The sequence below is a fragment of the Streptomyces sp. NPDC000404 genome (assembly GCF_040300365.1).
GTDB classification, from domain to species: domain Bacteria; phylum Actinomycetota; class Actinomycetes; order Streptomycetales; family Streptomycetaceae; genus Streptomyces; species Streptomyces ramulosus.
Genome location: NZ_JBEPDN010000004.1, coordinates 281606 through 299954, shown reverse-complemented (window position 1 = coordinate 299954; position 18349 = coordinate 281606). Strand labels below are relative to the sequence as shown.

15 protein-coding genes are annotated in these 18349 nt (G+C 72.5%); 7 read left to right on the top strand and 8 right to left on the bottom strand.

From position 1 onward, the window contains the following. The first annotated feature begins 18 nt into the window (after positions 1-18). The gene (locus ABT345_RS09410) at positions 19-423 is read left to right on the top strand and encodes a VOC family protein (RefSeq protein ID WP_345087811.1); all 405 of its coding nucleotides are present in this window, start codon (positions 19-21) and stop codon (positions 421-423) included. A gap of 573 nt (positions 424-996) precedes the next feature. Here ABT345_RS09410 and ABT345_RS09405 read toward each other — a convergent pair. Then, positions 997-1779, bottom strand: coding sequence for a hypothetical protein (locus ABT345_RS09405; protein ID WP_345087809.1), 783 nt, complete (start codon positions 1777-1779; stop codon positions 997-999). 216 nt (positions 1780-1995) lie between these two features. Here ABT345_RS09405 and ABT345_RS09400 point away from each other — a divergent pair, with 216 nt between their 5' ends. After that, entirely contained in the window at positions 1996-2937 is a 942-nt protein-coding gene (locus ABT345_RS09400) for an oxygenase MpaB family protein (RefSeq protein ID WP_345087807.1), read from the top strand. A gap of 4 nt (positions 2938-2941) precedes the next feature. Here the strand turns inward: ABT345_RS09400 and ABT345_RS09395 are convergent, their stop codons facing one another. Together ABT345_RS09395 and ABT345_RS09390 are read right to left on the bottom strand one after the other, a co-directional pair. Then, positions 2942-3553 (bottom strand): class I SAM-dependent methyltransferase, encoded by a 612-nt coding sequence (locus ABT345_RS09395; RefSeq protein WP_345088155.1) that lies wholly within the window; start codon positions 3551-3553, stop codon positions 2942-2944. Between the two features lie 131 nt (positions 3554-3684). Further along, a complete protein-coding gene (locus tag ABT345_RS09390; protein WP_345087805.1) occupies positions 3685-4113 on the bottom strand; it encodes a PPOX class F420-dependent oxidoreductase in 429 nt (142 codons plus the stop codon). A 155-nt stretch (positions 4114-4268) separates the two neighbouring features. Here ABT345_RS09390 and ABT345_RS09385 point away from each other — a divergent pair, with 155 nt between their 5' ends. Together ABT345_RS09385 and ABT345_RS09380 are read left to right on the top strand one after the other, a co-directional pair. Further along, positions 4269-4688, top strand: a complete 420-nt coding sequence (locus tag ABT345_RS09385; RefSeq protein WP_345087803.1) for a roadblock/LC7 domain-containing protein — start codon at positions 4269-4271, stop codon at positions 4686-4688. A 67-nt stretch (positions 4689-4755) separates the two neighbouring features. Further along, entirely contained in the window at positions 4756-5691 is a 936-nt protein-coding gene (locus tag ABT345_RS09380) for a DUF6397 family protein (RefSeq protein ID WP_351321488.1), read from the top strand. On the opposite strand, the gene ABT345_RS09375 is transcribed toward ABT345_RS09380, so the two are convergent. Further along, positions 5628-6488, bottom strand: coding sequence for an acyl-CoA thioesterase (locus tag ABT345_RS09375; protein ID WP_345087799.1), 861 nt, complete (start codon positions 6486-6488; stop codon positions 5628-5630). The genes ABT345_RS09380 and ABT345_RS09375 overlap by 64 nt on opposite strands. 37 nt (positions 6489-6525) lie before the next feature. Further along, positions 6526-9039, bottom strand: a complete 2514-nt coding sequence (locus ABT345_RS09370; protein WP_345087797.1) for a DEAD/DEAH box helicase — start codon at positions 9037-9039, stop codon at positions 6526-6528. A 133-nt stretch (positions 9040-9172) separates the two neighbouring features. On the opposite strand from ABT345_RS09370, the gene ABT345_RS09365 reads away from it, so the two are divergent. Next, the gene (locus tag ABT345_RS09365) at positions 9173-9964 is read left to right on the top strand and encodes a metal-dependent hydrolase (protein WP_345087795.1); all 792 of its coding nucleotides are present in this window, start codon (positions 9173-9175) and stop codon (positions 9962-9964) included. Positions 9965-10128: 164 nt separating this feature from the next. On the opposite strand, the gene ABT345_RS09360 is transcribed toward ABT345_RS09365, so the two are convergent. Then, positions 10129-11910, bottom strand: coding sequence for an ABC transporter ATP-binding protein (locus ABT345_RS09360; RefSeq protein ID WP_345087793.1), 1782 nt, complete (start codon positions 11908-11910; stop codon positions 10129-10131). Continuing rightward, the gene (locus tag ABT345_RS09355; protein ID WP_345087791.1) at positions 11907-13778 is read right to left on the bottom strand and encodes an ABC transporter transmembrane domain-containing protein; all 1872 of its coding nucleotides are present in this window, start codon (positions 13776-13778) and stop codon (positions 11907-11909) included. Before ABT345_RS09355 ends, ABT345_RS09360 begins: the two co-directional genes overlap by 4 nt. Positions 13779-14264: 486 nt before the next feature. Here ABT345_RS09355 and ABT345_RS09350 point away from each other — a divergent pair, with 486 nt between their 5' ends. Next, on the top strand, positions 14265-15023 hold the full coding sequence (locus tag ABT345_RS09350) for a L,D-transpeptidase family protein (RefSeq protein WP_345087789.1): 759 nt from the start codon (positions 14265-14267) through the stop codon (positions 15021-15023). A gap of 42 nt (positions 15024-15065) precedes the next feature. Here the strand turns inward: ABT345_RS09350 and ABT345_RS09345 are convergent, their stop codons facing one another. After that, positions 15066-16535 (bottom strand): Gfo/Idh/MocA family protein, encoded by a 1470-nt coding sequence (locus tag ABT345_RS09345; RefSeq protein ID WP_345087787.1) that lies wholly within the window; start codon positions 16533-16535, stop codon positions 15066-15068. A 372-nt stretch (positions 16536-16907) separates the two neighbouring features. On the opposite strand from ABT345_RS09345, the gene ABT345_RS09340 reads away from it, so the two are divergent. Further along, on the top strand, positions 16908-18314 hold the full coding sequence (locus ABT345_RS09340) for an alpha-amylase (protein ID WP_345087785.1): 1407 nt from the start codon (positions 16908-16910) through the stop codon (positions 18312-18314). Positions 18315-18349 lie beyond the last annotated feature (35 nt).

Sequence of the window (18349 nt, the reverse complement as noted above, 5' to 3'; positions counted from 1 at the left end):
AGTCAGAGAGGGGCCACCGTGCCGTTCACCGGCGCCAGCCACATCCGTATCGCCCGACCGTCCCGCGACCTCGCCCGGGCCGAACAGTTCTGGGTGCAGGGCCTGGACCTCGCCGTCCTCCACCGGATGACGAGCGAGCCTGGGCCGCACGACCTGCTCATGGTGGGGCATCCGGACGCCCCCTGGCACCTCGAACTGGTCCATGACCGCCGGCACCCCGAGGAGCCCCGCCCCACCGAAGAGGACCTGCTGGTCATCTATCTGGACGGCCCCGTTCCCGACGAGTTGGTGTCCCGGCTCGTCGCGCACGGCGGCAGGCGAGTCAGCTCACCGAACCCCTACTGGAACGAATGGGGCGTCACCATCGAGGATCCCGACGGCTACCGCCTCGTCCTGTCGACCCGCGGCTGGACGAACTCCTGACGGACCTCCGGGCAAGCCGTCCGGCCCGGGCAAGGCCCCGGGCCGGACGGCATCGGCTCCCCTCTCCCGGCCGTGTCACGCCGGTGCGGACGCCGTGCCGGTCAACCTGCGCTCACCCCCGTCGTACGGCCTGCGCGCCCGTGTCAGGGCACCGGTACGCGGGCCGCGGCGCCACCGGCCGGTGGTTGTCCGAAGGGTGCCTGCGGGCACCGGTGACCGTGTCAGCCTTCCTTTCCACGCCCGCCCCCGGGCGGGCCACCGCAGAGGTGCGGCCACCCCGGAACGCCCCACCCCGGGACGCTCCCGAACCGCACCCGCGGCCCTCCCCGCGAGCCGTCGCGGCTCCTGCGCGCACCTCCCTTGCGAACGCCCCGGCGGACGCCGTGCCGCCCGTCCGCCGCGCCGTTTCCACGATCCGTGCGCGACCTTGTCCCGCCACCGTCGTCCGAACGCGCGCACCACTCATCACCTGCATCAATGCCTCCCCGTGAGCCTTGTCGACCGATGCAGGACCAGTCCATCACGAGGGTCTGACAATCGACGTCGACGCACACGGCGACGCCCGGGCCGCCCTCAGACGGGACGGGCCGCGAGCGCGTCCAACGACGCCAGCAACGCGGGCAGTTCCGAGCCGCGGCCCACGGGGTGCACCTCGCCCGGCTCCTCGTCCAGCAGCACGAACGCGATGTCGTCGGTGCGCGCCACCATGCTCCACCCCGGACCGTCCACCCGCAGGGTGCGCGCCTCGCCCGCGGCGAACGACGACCGGACCCGTCCCGGCGGCGGAGGCTGCGCCACATAGCCGCGCGCCTCGGCCAGGACCCGCCGGACGCCCTCGTGCGGCTGCGCGCCAGGCGCCACGAACGTCACCTCGCCGTCGGTCTGTTCACGCCATGCCGCCCACTGCATCGCGATCTCGTCGGCGCCCAGCCGCCGCTGCGCAGGCCCCCACGCGGAGGCGTCCGGCGGGGTCAGCGGCGGCCGGCCGCCCTCCTCGGGGTCCGGATCGTGCGGCTCGGGTATCCCGGGCGCCGCCACGGCCAGCGCCAGCGGCCAGCCGGGCAGCGCAGCGACGACGCTGTCCTCCCCGGGGGAGAGGTCGTACTCCATACCGCAGTCCCAGGCGGCGACGGCGCACGCCACCAGCGACACGTCCTCGGTGGCGACCGTCCACCGGGCGCCGCGTCCGTCCTGACCGAGGACCAGGCCGTACCCCTCGGCGTACGGCTCCAGGCCGAGGCCCGCGCACACCTCGGGATAGTCGTCGCCCAGCACGCTCGGGAACTGCGCGGGCGTCAGCAGCACCGCCGTCAGCACGAACAACTGGTCGTTGTCAGCGCTCTCGCTCGTCGCCACGCGAGCCACCCCATCCGGTCCGTCCGACAGTCGTCGGCGCACCTTAAATGGCTCGGTACGGCCTTGTCACCAGCAGTTGACGCTGCCCGCCGTCCGCGGTCCGGGGGCCGGAACGCGCCACGGCGTCTTCCGGCCACGCTGTCCGGCGCACCGACGGGACACGCTCCCCGGCACTTAAGGTCGAAGCCTCTTAATCGAACGGACGGGGCACACCAGGTGCGGCGCTACGACTGGCTCAAGGAAATCCGGCGACTCGACCCGGAACGCGACTACCTGCGGATCTACCGCATCACCGCGACCCACGAATTCCCCTGGGACATGACCCGGGCCCTGGAACTGGCCCTCTACCGCACCTACGCGGTGCCCAGCATCGGCCGCCTGCTGGCCGAAACCGCCGAACTCACCGACCGCACCCAGAAGCGCTACGACGACACCGCGCTGCTCCTGGACGCCGTCGTCGAGCACGGCTTCGACGGGGCCGACGGCCGCACCGCGATCCGCCGCATCAACCAGATGCACCGCAGCTACGACATCGGCAACGACGACATGCGCTACGTCCTGTGCACCTTCGTCGTGGTGCCGAAACGCTGGATCGACCGGTACGGCTGGCGGCGGCTGAGCGACCACGAAACCCGGGCCATGGCCACGTACTACGCCACCCTCGGCCGCCACATGGGCATCACCGGAATCCCGCGTACCTACGAGGAGTTCGCGCACTGCCTCGACAGCTACGAGGAGGCCCACTTCGGCTGGGACGAGGGCGCCCGGCGGGTGTCGGACGCCACCTTGGACCTCATGGCGGGCTGGTACGGCCCGCTCGCCCCCGTGGTCCGCGGCGCGAGCATGGCCCTGTTGGACGACTCCCTGATCACCGCCTTCCGGTACAAGCCGCCGCGTCCGGCCGTCCGTACGGCGGTACGCACCGCCCTGCGGCTGCGCGCCCGCGCGGTGCGGCTGATGCCACCGCGCCGCACGCCGCACTACGCCCGGCAGAACCCCGAGATCAAGGGCTATCCCCACGGCTTCCGCGTTGCCGACCTGGGCACCTTCCCGGGGCGCCGTGCCGGCACCTGCCCGGTGCCGCATCCGGAAAGCCCGGATCCGTCGACGGCCCCCGGGGGAGCCGGCCCCGCGCCCGGTACCGGGCAGACCGCCTGAGCGCTCAGCCCTGGCGGACGGCCAGCGCCAGGTAGCGGTCGTCCTCGTCGGCGTACCGGGCCAACTCCCAGCCCGCCGCGGCCAGCAGGGGCCGCAGATTCGGCTCCGCCCGCAGGTCGTCCGGGGTGAGCGCCCGGCCCTTACGGGCGGCGAGCACGGCCCGTCCCACCGGATGGAACAGCGCCAGCCGTCCCCCGGGCCGGACGGCCCTGGCCCATTCGGCGAGGCTGTCCGCAGGGGCCGGAACGTGGGAGATCAGCCCCGCGGCGAAGACGGCGTCGAGCGCCGCATCGCCGACAGGCAGGCGGGAGGCGTCCGCCAGCAGCAGCGACGCCGACACGTCCCGCCCGGCCCCTGCGGCGGCGTCCAGCATCTCCGGGGTGAGATCGGCGCCCAGGACGATTCCGTGCGCCCCCACCGCGCTCCGGAGCGCGGGCAGGGCCCGGCCCGTGCCGCAGCCCGCGTCCAGGACCCGGTCGCCGGGGCGCAGCTCCAGTGCGGCGACGCCGGCGGCGTAGGCCGGGCAGTCGTCCGGGAAACGGGTGTCCCAGTGCGCCGCACGCGGACCGAAGAACTCCCGTACTTCCTGCCGGTATCGGTTCTCGCCGTGGGGCATCGGGTCCTCCGGGGCGGGACGGCGGCCACCCGGGAGGGCGGCGCCGGGGCGGAACGGCACGGTGGACGGGCAGGCCGCCACCGTGCCGGTGGTCGTCACCCCAGTGTGCCGCGAGCGGCGCCGCCCCGGGGTCAGGCCGCGAGGTCGGCCATGGCGATCACCTTGTCGATGCGGACCCGGACCACCAGCTCCCCGGGGACCCCGTTGCGGGCGCCGAACTCCTCGGCCCGTTCCTCGCCCATGTAGCGGGCCGCGATGCGGGTGGCCCAGTGCCGGACGGCCGCGAGCTCCTCGCCGACCTCGGCGGTGCCCTGGACGACGGCGAACGAGAACGGCGGCCGCTCGTCGTCCACGCACAGCGCCACCCTGCCGTCGCGCAGCAGATTGCGGCCCTTGACGGTCTCCTTGCCCGTGTTGAACACCAGCTCCTCGCTGTCCATGACGAACCAGACCGGGGCCACATGGGGGCGGCCGTCGGCCTGTACGGTCGACAATTTGCCGGTGCGCGTTCCTGCGGAGAGGAACTTCAGCCACTCTTCTTTCGTCATTTTTCGTGCCATGGGCACATACTCCCCATCCGCAGTGATCGTGCTGCGCAGGGCACGCCGCAGGGCCGCTTGCCGAGACGCCGGAGGTGGGTCACGCTGGCACAGCAGTCATGTACCGGCTGCCGTCCGCGCCACAGGCGGGGACGGAGACACGGGGAGGAAGCAGCATGGCACTGACCAGCGGGCTCGACTGGCTGCTGGACGATCTGACGCAGCGTGTGGAGAAGGTGCGGCACGCGCTGGTTCTCTCCAACGACGGCCTGGTCACCGGCGTGAGCCAGGGCCTTGCACGCCAGGACGCGGAGCACCTCGCCGCGGTCGCCTCGGGCCTGCACAGCCTCGCGAAGGGCTCCGGGCACCACTTCCGCGCCGGCCGGGTGCGGCAGACGATGGTCGAATTCGACGACGTGGTCCTCTTCGTGACCGCCGCGGGGGACGGCAGCTGCCTGTGCGTACTGGCGGGCCACAACGCCGACATGGGCCAGATCGCCTACGAGATGACGCTGCTCGTCAACCGCGTCGGCGAACATCTCGGCGTCGCCGCCCGCAAGCCGCAGAGTTATCCACAGGCGCGAGAGCAGGGTTGACCGGCTGTCGCACCCCCTCGCTAAAGTCGTGACTGTCAGTGACCGACCGGACTGCGGGGGAATTGCCATGACAGTCATGCACGACGGACAGCAGACACTCACGATGGGCCAGGCGGCTCGCGAACTGGAGTTGCGGACGGGGGAGTTGGAGCTTGCCGTCCAGCTCGGTGCGGTACGCACGGTCCCGGCGGAGAGCGCTCCACGGCCCGGCGCCGCGCACCTCCGACGCCGCGTCCCCATCGGAGAGATCCACCGGCTGAGGTCCGGCCCGGACTACCCGGACGTCTTCCGGGAGCGGATCCGCACCGTAGGCACCACGGAAGCCGCCGCCCTGATGGGCATCGGCCCCGGCCGGTTCCTGCGCCTCACCAAATCGGGCTGTTTCACCCCCGTCAGGTTCTACGTCAACCGCTACGGCGCCCTCGTCTGGCTCTACCTCGCCTCGGAGGTCGGCGTCTTCGCCGACCGGGAACCCGAGCTGCTGCACTCCAACACCCCGGCGGAGGTAAGGGCGATGCTGGACGAAGGCCGGGACTGGCGCGCCCGCCAGTGGCGCGGCCGACGCGTCGCCCAGCTCATGGGGCAGGCGGCCGACGCCTGGGAAGCGGCCGCCGTCCTCGCCGCGGTACTACCCCCGGAGGAATTCGCCTCCGTCGTCCCGGACGTGGCGGAACGGGCCGTGCTCCGCGACCTCAAACCCCACTTCGCCTCCGTGATCACGGCCACCCCCGCAGCCCGCGAATCCTTCGAAAGCGTCCTGGTCGCCGACGAGTTCGACGAGGTGCTGTGGTACCGCGTCAACCTCTCCCGCGCGGTCGAACGGGCCCGCAACGAGGCGCCGCACCGTACGCGGAGCGTCACCAACGGGCCGTCCGTCATGCCCCGCCGCCGACGCCCCGTGGCGCAGACCGGACCCGGCCGCCGCGGACCGTCCGTTCCTCACACCGGCCGGAAGAGGCCCTCCTGGACGACGGAGACCAGCAGCCTGCCCTCCCGGTCGTAGATCGAGCCGCGGGCCAGGCCCCGGCCGCCCGTGGCGATGGGGGACTCCTGGTCGTACAGGAACCACTCGTCGGCGCGGAACGGCCGGTGGAACCACATGGCGTGATCGAGGGAGGCGAGGTCGAAGCCGCGTGGTCCCCACAACGGCTCGACGGGGAGGCGGACCGCGTCCAGCAGCGTCATGTCGCTGGCGTAGGTCAGCGCGCAGGTGTGCACCAGCGGATCGTCGCCGAGCGGACCGACCGCGCGCATCCATACCGCGCTGCGCGGCTCGGCGCCCTTGAGCTGCTCCGGCGTCCACCGCAGCCGGTCGACGTACCGGATGTCGAAGGGCTGCCGCCGGGCCATGCGCTCCAGGGCCTCGGGCACCGCGCCCAGATGCGCCCGGGCCTCTTCCGCGATCGTCGGCAGATTCTCCGGTCCGGGCACCTGACGGAGCGGCAACTGATGGGTGAAGCCGGGCTCCGGCTTGTGAAAGGAGGCGGTCAGATTGAAGATCGTGCGTCCCTGCTGGACGGCGACGACCCGGCGGGTGGTGAAGGAACGCCCGTCACGCACCCGCTCGACCTGGTACACGATCGGCACCCCGGGGCGGCCCGGGCGCAGAAAGTACGCATGGAGGGAGTGGACCGGCCGGTCCCCCGCCACGGTCCGCCCGGCCGCCACCAGCGCCTGGCCCGCCACCTGCCCGCCGAAGACCCGCTGGAGGGACTCCTGCGGGCTGCGGCCCCGGAAGATGTTCACCTCGATCTGCTCCAGGTCGAGCAGATCGACCAGCTTCTCCGCCGGATTCGTCATGGCCGGCAGCTCTCCGCCGCGGCCCGCCGTACCTCGCTCACAGCTGCCCCACCTCCGTCACCCGCACCACCGCGCGCCCCTCCTCGTCGGAGGCGGCCAGATCGACCTCGGCGGAGATGCCCCAGTCGTGATCGCCGTTCGGATCGGCGAAGGTCTGCCGCACCCGCCACAGACCGTGCTCCGCATCCTCCTCGATCTGCAGCAGCTTCGGGCCGCGCGCGTCCGGACCAGTGCCCAGCTCCTCGTACTCGTCCCAGTAGGCGTCCATCGCGTCGCCCCAGGCATCGGCGTCCCAGCCGGAGTCCGCGTCCAGTTCGCCCAGCTCCTCGACCTTGTCGAGCGCCGCCAGCTCCACCCGCCGGAACATCGCGTTGCGGACCAGCACCCGGAACGCCCGCGCGTTCGCCGTGACCGGCCGGACCTGATCGGCGCGCTCCGCGGCCTCCTCGGCCGTCTCCGTCTCCGGATTGGCCAGCTGCTCCCACTCGTCCAGCAGGCTGGAGTCGACCTGACGCACCATCTCGCCCAGCCAGGCGATGATGTCCTCGAAGTCCTCGGACTTGAGGTCGTCGGGGACCGTGTGGTCCAGCGCCTTGTACGCGCTCGCCAGGTACCGCAGCACGATGCCCTCGGTACGCGCCAGCTCGTAGAACGATGTGAACTCCGTGAAGGTCATGGCGCGTTCGTACATGTCACGGATGACCGACTTCGGCGAGAGCGGGTGGTCGCCGACCCACGGGTGACTGTGGCGGTACAGCCCGTACGCGTGGAAGAGCAGGTCCGCCAGCGGCTTGGGGTACTCGACGTCCATGAGCCGCTCCATGCGGTCCTCGTACTCGACGCCGTCGGCCTTCATCTGCGCGACCGCCTCGCCCCGCGCCTTGTTCTGCTGGGCCGCGAGGATCTGCCGCGGATCGTCCAGCGTGGACTCCACGACCGACACCATGTCCAGCGCGTACGACGGCGACTCCGGATCCAGCAGGTCGAACGCCGCGAGCGCGAACGTCGACAGCGGCTGGTTGAGCGCGAAGTCCTGCTGGAGGTCGACGGTCAGCCGGACGATGCGGCCCTCCGCGTCCGGCTCGTCCAGCTGCTCGACGATGCCGCCGTCCAGCAGCGACCGGTAGATCGCGATGGCCCGCCGGATGTGCCGCAGCTGATTGCGGCGCGGCTCGTGGTTGTCCTCCAGCAGGCGGCGCATCGCCTCGAACGCGTTGCCCGGCCGGGCGATCACGGACAGCAGCATCGTGTGCGTCACCCGGAAACGCGAGGTCAGCGGCTCGGGGTCGGAGGCGATCAGCTTCTCGAAGGTGTTCTCACCCCAGTTCACGAACCCCTCGGGCGCCTTCTTCCGTACGACCTTGCGGCGCTTCTTCGGATCGTCGCCCGCCTTCGCCAGCGCCTTCTCGTTCTCGATGACGTGATCGGGGGCCTGCGCCACGACGAAGCCCGCGGTGTCGAAACCGGCCCGGCCGGCCCGCCCCGCGATCTGGTGGAACTCCCGGGCCCGCAGCGTCCGCACCCGGGTGCCGTCGTACTTGGTCAGTGCCGTGAACAGCACCGTACGGATGGGCACGTTGACGCCCACTCCGAGGGTGTCCGTCCCGCAGATCACCTTCAGCAGCCCGGCCTGCGCCAGCTTCTCGACGAGCCGCCGGTACTTGGGCAGCATCCCCGCGTGGTGCACACCGATGCCGTGCCGGACGTAACGCGACAGGTTCCGCCCGAACTTCGTGGTGAACCGGAAGTTGCCGATGAGCTTGGCGATCTCGTCCTTCTCGGCGCGTGTGCACATGTTGATGCTCATCAGCGCCTGCGCCCGTTCCACGGCGGCCGCCTGGGTGAAGTGCACGATGTAGACCGGCGACTGGTGGGTCTCCAGCAGCTCGGTCAGCGTCTCCGTCATCGGCGTCGCCCGGTACTCGTACGACAGCGGAACGGGCCGGGTCGCCGACCGCACCACCGATGTCGGCTTGCCGGTGCGCCGGGTCAGGTCCTCCTCGAACCGCGACATGTCGCCGAGCGTCGCGGACATCAGGATGAACTGCGCCTGCGGCAGCTCCAGCAGCGGAATCTGCCAGGCCCAGCCGCGGTCCGGCTCCGCGTAGAAGTGGAACTCGTCCATCACGACCTGGCCGATGTCGGCGTCCTTGCCGTCCCGCAGGGCGATGGAGGCGAGCACCTCGGCGGTGCAGCAGATCACCGGCGCGTCCGCGTTCACGGACGCGTCGCCGGTGAGCATGCCGACGTTCTCGGTGCCGAACAGCTTGCACAGGTCGAAGAACTTCTCCGACACCAGCGCCTTGATCGGCGCGGTGTAGAAGGTGACCTGGTCGTGGGCGAGCGCGGTGAAGTGGGCGCCGGCCGCCACCAGGCTCTTACCGGAGCCGGTCGGGGTCGACAGAATCAGGTTCGCGCCCGAGACCACTTCGATCAGCGCCTCCTCCTGGGCAGGGTAGAGCGCGATGCCCTGCTGCTCGGCCCAGCTCGAAAAGGCTTCGAAGAGGGCATCGGGGTCGGCGTCGTTCGGCAAATGATCGATGAGGGTCACGCCCCCATACTGCCTGGCCCCGACCCATATCCGGGAACCGGCCGCTCATATGGAGATCATCTGGCGTTACGCTGTGTGGCCGACCAGGCGTCACAGAGACCGGACACCGGAATTCAAGGGGTGGGGAACGACCATGATGGGACCGGCGCATTCGCTGTCCGGGGCCGCGGCCTGGCTGGGGGTGGGGGCGGCGGCCGGAGCCGCCGGGTATCCGATGCCCTGGCCCGTGCTCGTCTGCGGCGCCTTGATCTGCGCCGGAGCGGCGCTCGCCCCCGACCTGGACCACAAGTCCGCGACCATCTCCCGCTCCTTCGGGCCGCTGTCGCGAATGGTGTGCGACGTGGTCGACAAGCTCTCGCACGCCGTCTACAAGGCGACGAAGATGCGCGGCGACTCGAACCGTTCCGGCGGCCACCGCACGCTCACCCACACCTGGCTCTGGGCCGTTCTCGTCGGCGGCGGCATGTCGCTCCTCGCCGTCCAGGGCGGGCGGTGGGCGGTGCTGGGCATTCTCTTCGTCCACATGGTGCTCGCCATCGAGGGACTGCTGTGGCGCGCGGCCCGGGTCTCCAGCGACATCCTGGTGTGGCTCCTGGGCGCCACCATGGCGTGGATCCTGGCGGGCATCCTCGACCAGCCGGGCAACGGCGCCGGCTGGCTGTTCACCGAACCCGGCCAGGAGTACCTCTGGCTGGGCCTGCCGATCGTCCTCGGCGCGCTGGTGCACGACATCGGCGACGCCCTGACGGTGTCGGGCTGCCCCATCCTGTGGCCCATCCCGATAGGCCGCAAGCGCTGGTTCCCGGTCGGCCCGCCGCAGGCCATGCGGTTCCGCGCCGGAAGCTGGGTCGAGCTGAAGATCCTCATGCCCGCGTTCATGCTCCTCGGCGGCATCGGCGCCCTGGGAGCACTCGGCTACGTCTGACCCGAAGCCCCGCACCGGTGGCGCGGCCCGCCGTGGCGCCGCCTCGTCAGGCCGTGGCGGCGGCCGGACGAGACACCGGGGCGGCCGGGCCGACGCCCACGGGGCGCGCGCCCGACCGCCACGCTGCGGGGCGCCCTCACCGAGGGGGCTGCCGCGCCCGCACCTCAGCCGTGCCAGGAGCGCCACAGCGCGGCGTACGCGCCGCCGGCGGCGACCAGCTCCTGATGGCTGCCCAGTTCGCTGATCCGGCCGGCCTCGACCACCGCGATCAGATCCGCGTCGTGCGCGGTGTGCAGCCGGTGGGCGATGGCCACGACCGTCCGGCCGTCCAGGACCTGCCCGAGCGACCGCTCCAGGCTGCGGGCCGCCCGCGGGTCGAGCAGCGACGTCGCCTCGTCGAGGACGAGCGTGTGCGGATCGGCCAGCACCAGCCGGGCCAGCGCGATCTGCTGCGCCTGCGCCGGGGTCAGCACATGGCCGCCGGAGCCGACCTCGGTGTCCAGCCCCTCCGGCAGCGCCCGCGCCCAGCCGTCGGCGTCGACCGCGGTAAGAGATGCCCACAGCTCGTCCTCGGCGGCCCCGGCACGGGCCAGCCGCAGATTGTCACGGAGCGAGCCCACGAAGACGTGGTGCTCCTGGTTGACCAGCGCCACATGGGAGCGGACCCGCTCGGCGGGCATGGCGGACAGCTCCGCGCCGCCGAGCGTCACCGAGCCGGTCCGGGGCCCGTAGATCCCCGCCAGCAGTCGGCCGAGCGTCGACTTCCCGGCCCCGGACGGACCCACCAGCGCGAGCCTGCTGCCGGGCCGTACCCGCAGCGACACCTCGTGCAGCACATCGACGCCCGGCCGGTAGCCGAAGCGCACCTCGTCGGCGTGGACGTCCCGCCCCTTCGGCGTGAGCGACGCATCGGTGGCGTCCGGCTCGATCTCCCGTACGCCGACGAGCCGGGCGATGGACACCTGCGCCACCTGCAACTCGTCGTACCAGCGCAGCACCATGTCGACGGGCTCGGTCATCATCTGCGCCAGCAGCGCACCGGTCGTCAGCTGCCCGGGTGTGATCCAGCCCTGCAGGACGAAGACGCCACCGACGATCAGCACCGTGCCGTGCAGCAGCACATACGTCACGTTGATCACCGGGAAGAAGACCGACCGCAGATAGAGCGTGTACCGCTCCCAGCGGGTCCACTCGTGCACCCGCTGCTCGGAGAAGGCCACCCGCCGACGGCCCAATCGGTGCGCCTCGACCGTGCGGCCCGCGTCGACGGTCTCGGTGAGGGCGGCGGCCACCGCGGCATACCCGGCGGCCTCGGAACGGTAGGCGCGCGGGGCGCGGGCGTAGTACCAGCGGCAGCCGATGATCAGCAGCGGGAGCGCGATGACGACGCAGACGGCGAGCGGCGGCGCGGTGACCACCAGTCCGCCCAGCAGCAGGGTGATCCAGACCACCCCGATGGCCAGCTGCGGGACGGCTTCCCGCATGGCCTCGGAGAGCCGGTCGATGTCCGTGGTGATCCGGGACAGCAGATCGCCGGTGCCCGCCTTCTCCAGGACACCCGGCGGCAGCGCCACCGACCGGACGAGGAAGTCCTCCCGCAGATCCGCCAGCATCTCCTCGCCGAGCATGGCCCCGCGCATCCGCATGATGCGGACGAAGACCGTCTGCACCAGCAGCGCGGCGAGGAAGCACGCGACGGTGGCCCCCAGCGGGAGGGAGGCGGCGCCGCGGGAGAGGTCCTCGACAAGCCCGCCGAGGAGGTAGGGACCGACCATCGACGCGACGACCGCCGTGGTGTTCACGCCGATGAGCAGCGCGAACGCCGTGCGGTGGCGCCGCAGCAGCCCGGCCACGTAGGACCGCACCGTCGCCGGGGAGCCGACCGGCAGGGTGGTGGCGGTCTGAGGGGCGTCCGGATCGTGCTCCGGTGGAGCCAGGCCGATCATGCGGTCTCCTCGATCGGTGCGGTACGGGTGGCGGCGCCCGCGGGTGCGGGTGCTTCGTCGCCGGGGAGGTCGGGCGGCGCGCTGTCGCGGGTGACGACGGCGCGGTACGCGGGGCAGCTGCGCAGCAGTTCGCGGTGGGGAGCGGCGGCGACGAGGACGTCGTCGCGGAGGAAGACCACCTGGTCCGCCCGGTCGAGCAGCAGGGGGCTGGAGGTGAGGACGACGGTGGTGCGGCCGGTGCGCAGCGCCCGCAGTCCGTCGGCGATCCGCGCCTCGGTGTGTGCGTCGACGGCGCTGGTCGGCTCATCGAGGACGAGGACCTCGGGGTCGGCCACCAACGAGCGGGCGAGCGCCAGGCGCTGGCGCTGGCCGCCGGAGAGGGAGCGGCCGCGTTCGGTGATCCGGGCGGTGGCCGGGTCGCCGGACGGGTCGGCCGAGGCCTGGGCCAGCGCGGCGAGCACATCGTCGCACTGGGCCGCGGCGAGGGCGTCGGCCGCCTCGACGCGGCCCGAGGCCGGGATGTCGAAGAGGTCGCCGAGGGTGCCGGAGAGCAGTGTCGGGTCCTTGTCCTGGACGAGGACGGCGGTGCGCGCCGTCTCGCGCGGTACGCCGTCGAGCGGGGTGCCGCCGAGGAGGACGGACGGCAGGGCTTCATCCGGGGCCGGGGGAGCGGAGCCGGGGGCGTCGGAGGCGGCGGCCTCCTGGGGTTCGGCGTCCGGTGCGTGGCCGCCGAGGCGGTCGGCGAGCCGTCCGGCGGCATCCGGGTCGCCGCAGACCACGGCCGTCAACCGGCCCGCGACGGCGGTCAGTCCGGTCACCGGGTCGTGCAGATCGCCGGTGAGCGGGCCGTCCGGCACGACGCCTCCGCCGGTGGTGCGGGTCAGTGCCAGCACCCGGGCCGCGCGGTCGGCCGAGGGGCGGGCGAAGGCGTACGCCATGGCCGTCTCCTCGAAGTGGCGCAGCGGGAAGAGGAGGAAGGTGACGGCGCTGTAGACGGTGACCAGTTCGCCGACCGCGATCCGGTCCTGGAGGGCGAGATGGACGCCGTACCAGACCACCGCGACGAGCAGCAGGCCCGGCAGGGCGACCTGGACGGCGGAGATCAGCGACCACATGCGGGCGCTGCGGACCGCGGCCCGGCGCTGTTCCTGGGAGGCAGCGCGGTAGCGGTCGAGGAAGAGGTCCTCGCCGCCGATGCCGCGCAGGACGCGCAGTCCGGCGACGGTGTCGGAGGCGAGTTCGGTGGCGCGTCCGGCCTTCTCGCGCTGTGCGTCGGCGCGCCGGGTCGCGCGCGGCAGCAGTGGCAGCACCGCCAGCGCCAGGACGGGCGCGCCGACGGCGACGAGGGTGCCGAGGGCCGGCTGGTAGAGCACCAGGGCGACGCAGACGCCGACCGAGGTGACGGCCGCGGCGCCGAATCGGGAGACGCCCTCGACGAGCCAGCCGATCTTCTCCAGGTCGCCGGTGCCGACCGCGGTGATCTCACCGGAGGCGACCCGGCGGGTGAGAGCGGAGCCCATGTCGGTGGCCTTGCGGGCGAGGAGCTGCTGCATCCGGGCGACCGCGGTGATCCAGTTGGTCACCGATGCCCGGTGCAGCATCGTGTCGCCGAGCGCGACGAGCGCGCCCAGGACGGCCAGCAACCCGCCGGCGAGGGCCAGTCGGGAGCCGGAGCGGTCGACGACCGCCTGGACGGCGAGGCCGACGGGCACCGGGAACGCGGCCTGCGCACCGGTGTGCACCAGCCCCCAGAAGAGGGCCTTGAGCTGGCCGCCCAGTTGGGTGCGGTAGAGCCAGCGGAGGAGTGTGCCGCCGCTGCGGGCGTCGGGTTCGCCGGGGTCGGCATAGGGAAGGTCGCGAATCTGCATGGTGTCCAGAGACGTTGGGGCGCCGGGAGCGGCGCACGGGGCGGCGGGCCGGATGCGGCCCTGGAGGTGCAGGGGCGGAGCAAGGGTCGGGGGTCGGAGGGGGAGGGGGCCCCGGCGGGCCGGTGGGGCGGGCGCGGTCTGCAGGCCCGGGGCGGTGGGCGTCGTAGGCGGGTGGGGCCGGGCGGATGCGCGGGTCCGGTGTGTCCGCGGTGCGCCGGAGCCCGCTCCCGCCGCGGTCAGGCCCGGCGCCAGGCCGTCACCGTGCGGGTGCGCGCGCCGGATGCCGCGGCTCCGCCGGGCAGGGCGGACGACGCGGCGTCGCGGACACGTTCAGGCAGGCTGGCGTGGTGGCCGGTGGATTTCAAACGGTTTTTCCGCGGCGCGGGCCGTCCCGGACAGGCGCCCGGGCCGGGGCGACGGTCCGTGACCGGTGCGCGGCCGGACCGCGGCTGAGGGATTGTCGGTGGTGGGTGGGAGCATGGGGACATGCGACATGCGGGTGGTGTGATGCGGGCCGTGGCGTCGGCCGCGGCGGGGCTGGTGCTGCTGGTGGGCTGCGGTTCCGTCGAGCAGAGCGGTGGGCAGGGCGACGACCACGCCGGTGCCGGGGCCCACGGCGGGCGCGGCGCGGACGGCGGGCGCGATGAGGCACGCGCCGCCCCGCTCACCCGTGTCCCCGGCGTCGGCCCGGCGCTGCGCGCCCGGATACCCGCCGCCGCACGCCAGGTCGTGGCCGTCTACGGCCGCGGCGCCGACTCGCCGGACGCCACGCTCGTCCTCTACGACAAGGGCCCCAAGGGCTGGGAGAAGAAGGGCAGCTGGGCGGCGCACAACGGCCGGCACGGCTGGACGACGCATCATCACGAGGGCGACAAGCGCAGCCCCGTCGGGGTGTTCACGCTGACCGACGCGGGCGGGGTGCTCGCCGATCCCGGGGCCCGGCTGCCGTACACGCACTCGGCGGCGTTCACCCCGCCCGCGTACTGGTCGAAGAACACCCGGCACGACTTCGACTACGTCGTCGCCGTGAACTACAACCGCGTCCCGGGCCGGTCGCCGCTGGATCCGGAGCGGCCCGAGGGGCAGTCCAAGGGGGGCGGGATATGGCTGCATCTCGACCACGGCAGCGGCACCTCGGGCTGCGTCAGCATCGCCAAGGAGGGCATGGCCGATCTGCTGCGCGCGCTCGATCCGGCCCGCGGGCCGGTGGTGGTGATGGGGGACCGGGCCCACCTGGAGGCGTGACGTCCGGGCCCGGGCGCCGCGGCCCGGGCCCGTCGTCGGCCGCTACTCCGCCGGCTTCTCCGAGTCCATCCCGGGCCGGGCCTTCTTCCAGTGGCCGCGGGTGAAGTCGGGGATCTCCTGGGGTGCGCCGCCCGCCTTGAGTGAGGCATCGCTCAGCGGGACGGGCGCGGTCCAGGTGGCCGCGTCGTAGACGTCGAAGTCCGGTACGAGGCCGAGACGCATGCACTGCATCATGCGGAAGACCAGCATGTAGTCCATGCCGCCGTGGCCGCCCGGCGGGTTGGCGTGCTCCTTCCACAGCCAGTGGTCCCACTCCGCGTACTTCCCGAAGTCGCCCCACTCGTCGTTGCTGTGGTCGGGCTCGATGTAGATGCGCTCGGGGTAGTCCTCGAAGACGCCCTTGGTGCCGCCGAGGCTGTTGATCCGGCTGTAGGGGTGCGGCGTGGAGACGTCGTGTTCGAGGCGGATGACGCGGCCCTTGGCGGTCTGGACGAGGCTGATCGTCCGGTCGCTCTCGATGTACGACTCCTTCCAGCTCGGGTCGCCGGGCGGCATGTGCTCCTTGCGGTAGGCGGCCAGGCCCAGCGCGGGCGTGCCGAAGCTGGCGATGCGCACCGCGCGGTCGCCGCGGTTGACGTCCATGTAGTTGGCGACGGGGCCGAAGCCGTGCGTGGGGTAGAGGTCGCCGCGGAGCCGGGTGTGCCACAGGCGGCGCCAGGGCCCTTCGTAGTACTCCGGGTCGAACATCATGCCGCGCAGATCGTGGTTGTAGGCCCCGGCGCCGTGCAGCAGGTCGCCGAAGAGTCCGGCGTGCGCCATGCGCAGCACCCGCATCTCGTTCCTGCCGTAACAGCAGTTCTCCATCTGGAAGCAGTGTCTGCGGGTGCGTTCGGAGAGGTCGACCAGCTCCCACAGTTGGTCGAGGCGGAGGGCGAGCGGGCACTCCACGCCGACGTGCTTGCCGTGGCGCAGTGCGGTCGCGGCCATGTCGAAGTGGCGGTCCCACGGTGTGGCCGCGTAGACGAAGTCGATGTCGCCGCGGGCGCAGAGATGGACGAAGTCCTCCTCGCCGTTGGCGTAGACGGCGGGCGCCGGCTGTCCGGCGTCGGTGACCTTCTTCGCGGCGCGGGCGGTCTTCTCCTTGACCGGGTCGCAGAGCGCGACGACGCGGACGCCGGGGACCGCCAGAAAGAGGTCGATCATGCTGCCGCCGCGGTTGCCCAGACCGATGATGCCGACGCGTACGGTGCTGCGCGGCTCGAACGGCACCCCGATCATGGTCTTTCCCTTGGCAGCCGGGGCCGCCGCGCCGGGAGCGGCGGCGGGACCCCGTGCCGGGGACGCCGCGGCGGCGTGGCCCGCGGTGAGCCCGCCGAGACCGAGACCGGCGCCCGCGGCGCCCGCGGTCCACAGGACCGAACGGCGGCTGGGACCGGGCTCGCCGGCGGGAGAGTCCGCGGCCGGGTCGCCGTCGGACGGGGATGCCTGGTTCTGCGAATGGGCCTCGTTCATCGGTCCTCCAGGAGAGCGGATGGCGGGTGCCTACGTGAACCTCGCCCAGGACCCTGGCGGTTGGGCGGCCGACGGCACAAGAGGGCCGGTTGGACGGAGCGTTCGAGCACTTGGACTTCTCGCCGGCCGCCCCGCGACGGCTCGGCGAAGCGCTGTTCAAGGGCGGGATGCGCGCCCCCGGAAGCGCGCCTCATGGGTCCCGTCCGGCCCGCAATCTCTTGCGTAAATACCTGAAAAAACTTACGACGAGCCTTGACGTGTCCACGGAAGGGCGGCAGGCTCCGACGCGGAATCCCCCCATGGCGGCCTGGCGCGTGGCTGCTTGTTCCCGGGCGCGGCACGTCCGCGCCCGTTCGTCGAAGGAGCCGCAAGATGCAGCAACGTTCCCGAGTGCTGGGCGGGACGCTGGCCGGTGTGCTGGCCGCCGCCGGTCTCGCCGCGTTCATGCCCTGGCCGTCCCAGGCCACCCCGGGCGGGGGGCGCGCGGCCGCCGCCCCGGCCGGGGAGAAGACGGTCACCGCCACCCTCTTCGAGCGCCCGTTCGCGGAGGTCGCCAAGGCGTGCACCGACCAACTCGGTCCGGCGGGCTACGGCTACGTCGAGGTGTCACCCGCCTCCGAACACATCCAGGGCGACCAGTGGTGGACCTCCTACCAGCCCGTCAGCTACAAGATCGCCGGTCGGCTCGGTGACCGGGACGCCTTCGCGGCGATGACCAAGGCGTGCCACGCGGCCGGGGTCAAGGTCATCGCGGACGCCGTCATCAACCACATGTCCGCGGGCTCCGGCACCGGTACCGGCGACTCGCAGTACACCAAGTACGACTACCCCGGCACCTACCAGGACCAGGACTTCCACGGCTGCCGCAAGGACATCTCCGACTACGGCAACCGCGACGACGTCCAGAACTGCGAACTGGTGGGCCTCGCCGACCTCGACACCGGCAGCGACGCGGTCCGCGGCAAGATCGCCGCCTACCTCGACGACCTGCGCGCCCTCGGCGCCGACGGCTTCCGGATCGACGCCGCCAAGCACATGGCCGCCGACGACATCGCCGCGATCAAGGGCAGGATGAGCCAGGATCCCGGCTACTGGGTCAGCGAGGTCATCGCCGGTGGCGGCGAGGCCGTCAAGCCCGAGGAGTACACCGGCATCGGGGATGTCGACGAGTTCCGCTACGGCACCCACCTCAAGAGCGCCTTCCAGGCAGGCACCATCGCGCAGCTGAAGTCCGTCGGCGACGGCAAGCTCCCCGGCGACAAGGCCCGTACCTTCGTCGACAACTGGGACACCGAGCGCAACGGCTCCACGCTCACCTACAAGGACGGCGACCGCTACACCCTCGCCAACGTCTTCCTGCTCGCCTCGCCCTACGGCTCGCCCAACGTCTACTCCGGCTACACCTGGGACGACAAGGACGCGGGCCCGCCCTCCGGCGGCGACGGCTGGACGAACGAGCACGCCGCCACCGCCGTCACCGGGATGGTCGGCTTCCGCAACGAGGTCGGCTCGGCTGAGCTCGCCAACTGGTGGGACAACGGCGGCGACGCGCTCTCCTTCAGCCGTGGCGGGTCCGGTTTCGTGGCCCTCAACGACGGCGACGGCGAGGTCTCGCGCACCTTCACCACCGGGCTGCCCGCCGGCACGTACTGCAACGTGGTCAAGGCGGCGCCCGGTGACTGCGCGGGCAACACCGTCACCGTCGGCGACGACGGCACCGCGCAGCTGACGGTCCCGGCGCGGAGCGCGGTGGCGCTGCACCTCGGCGCCAAGGGGTGACCGGCGCGGGGTGCGCGCCCGCCCCCACAGGGCAC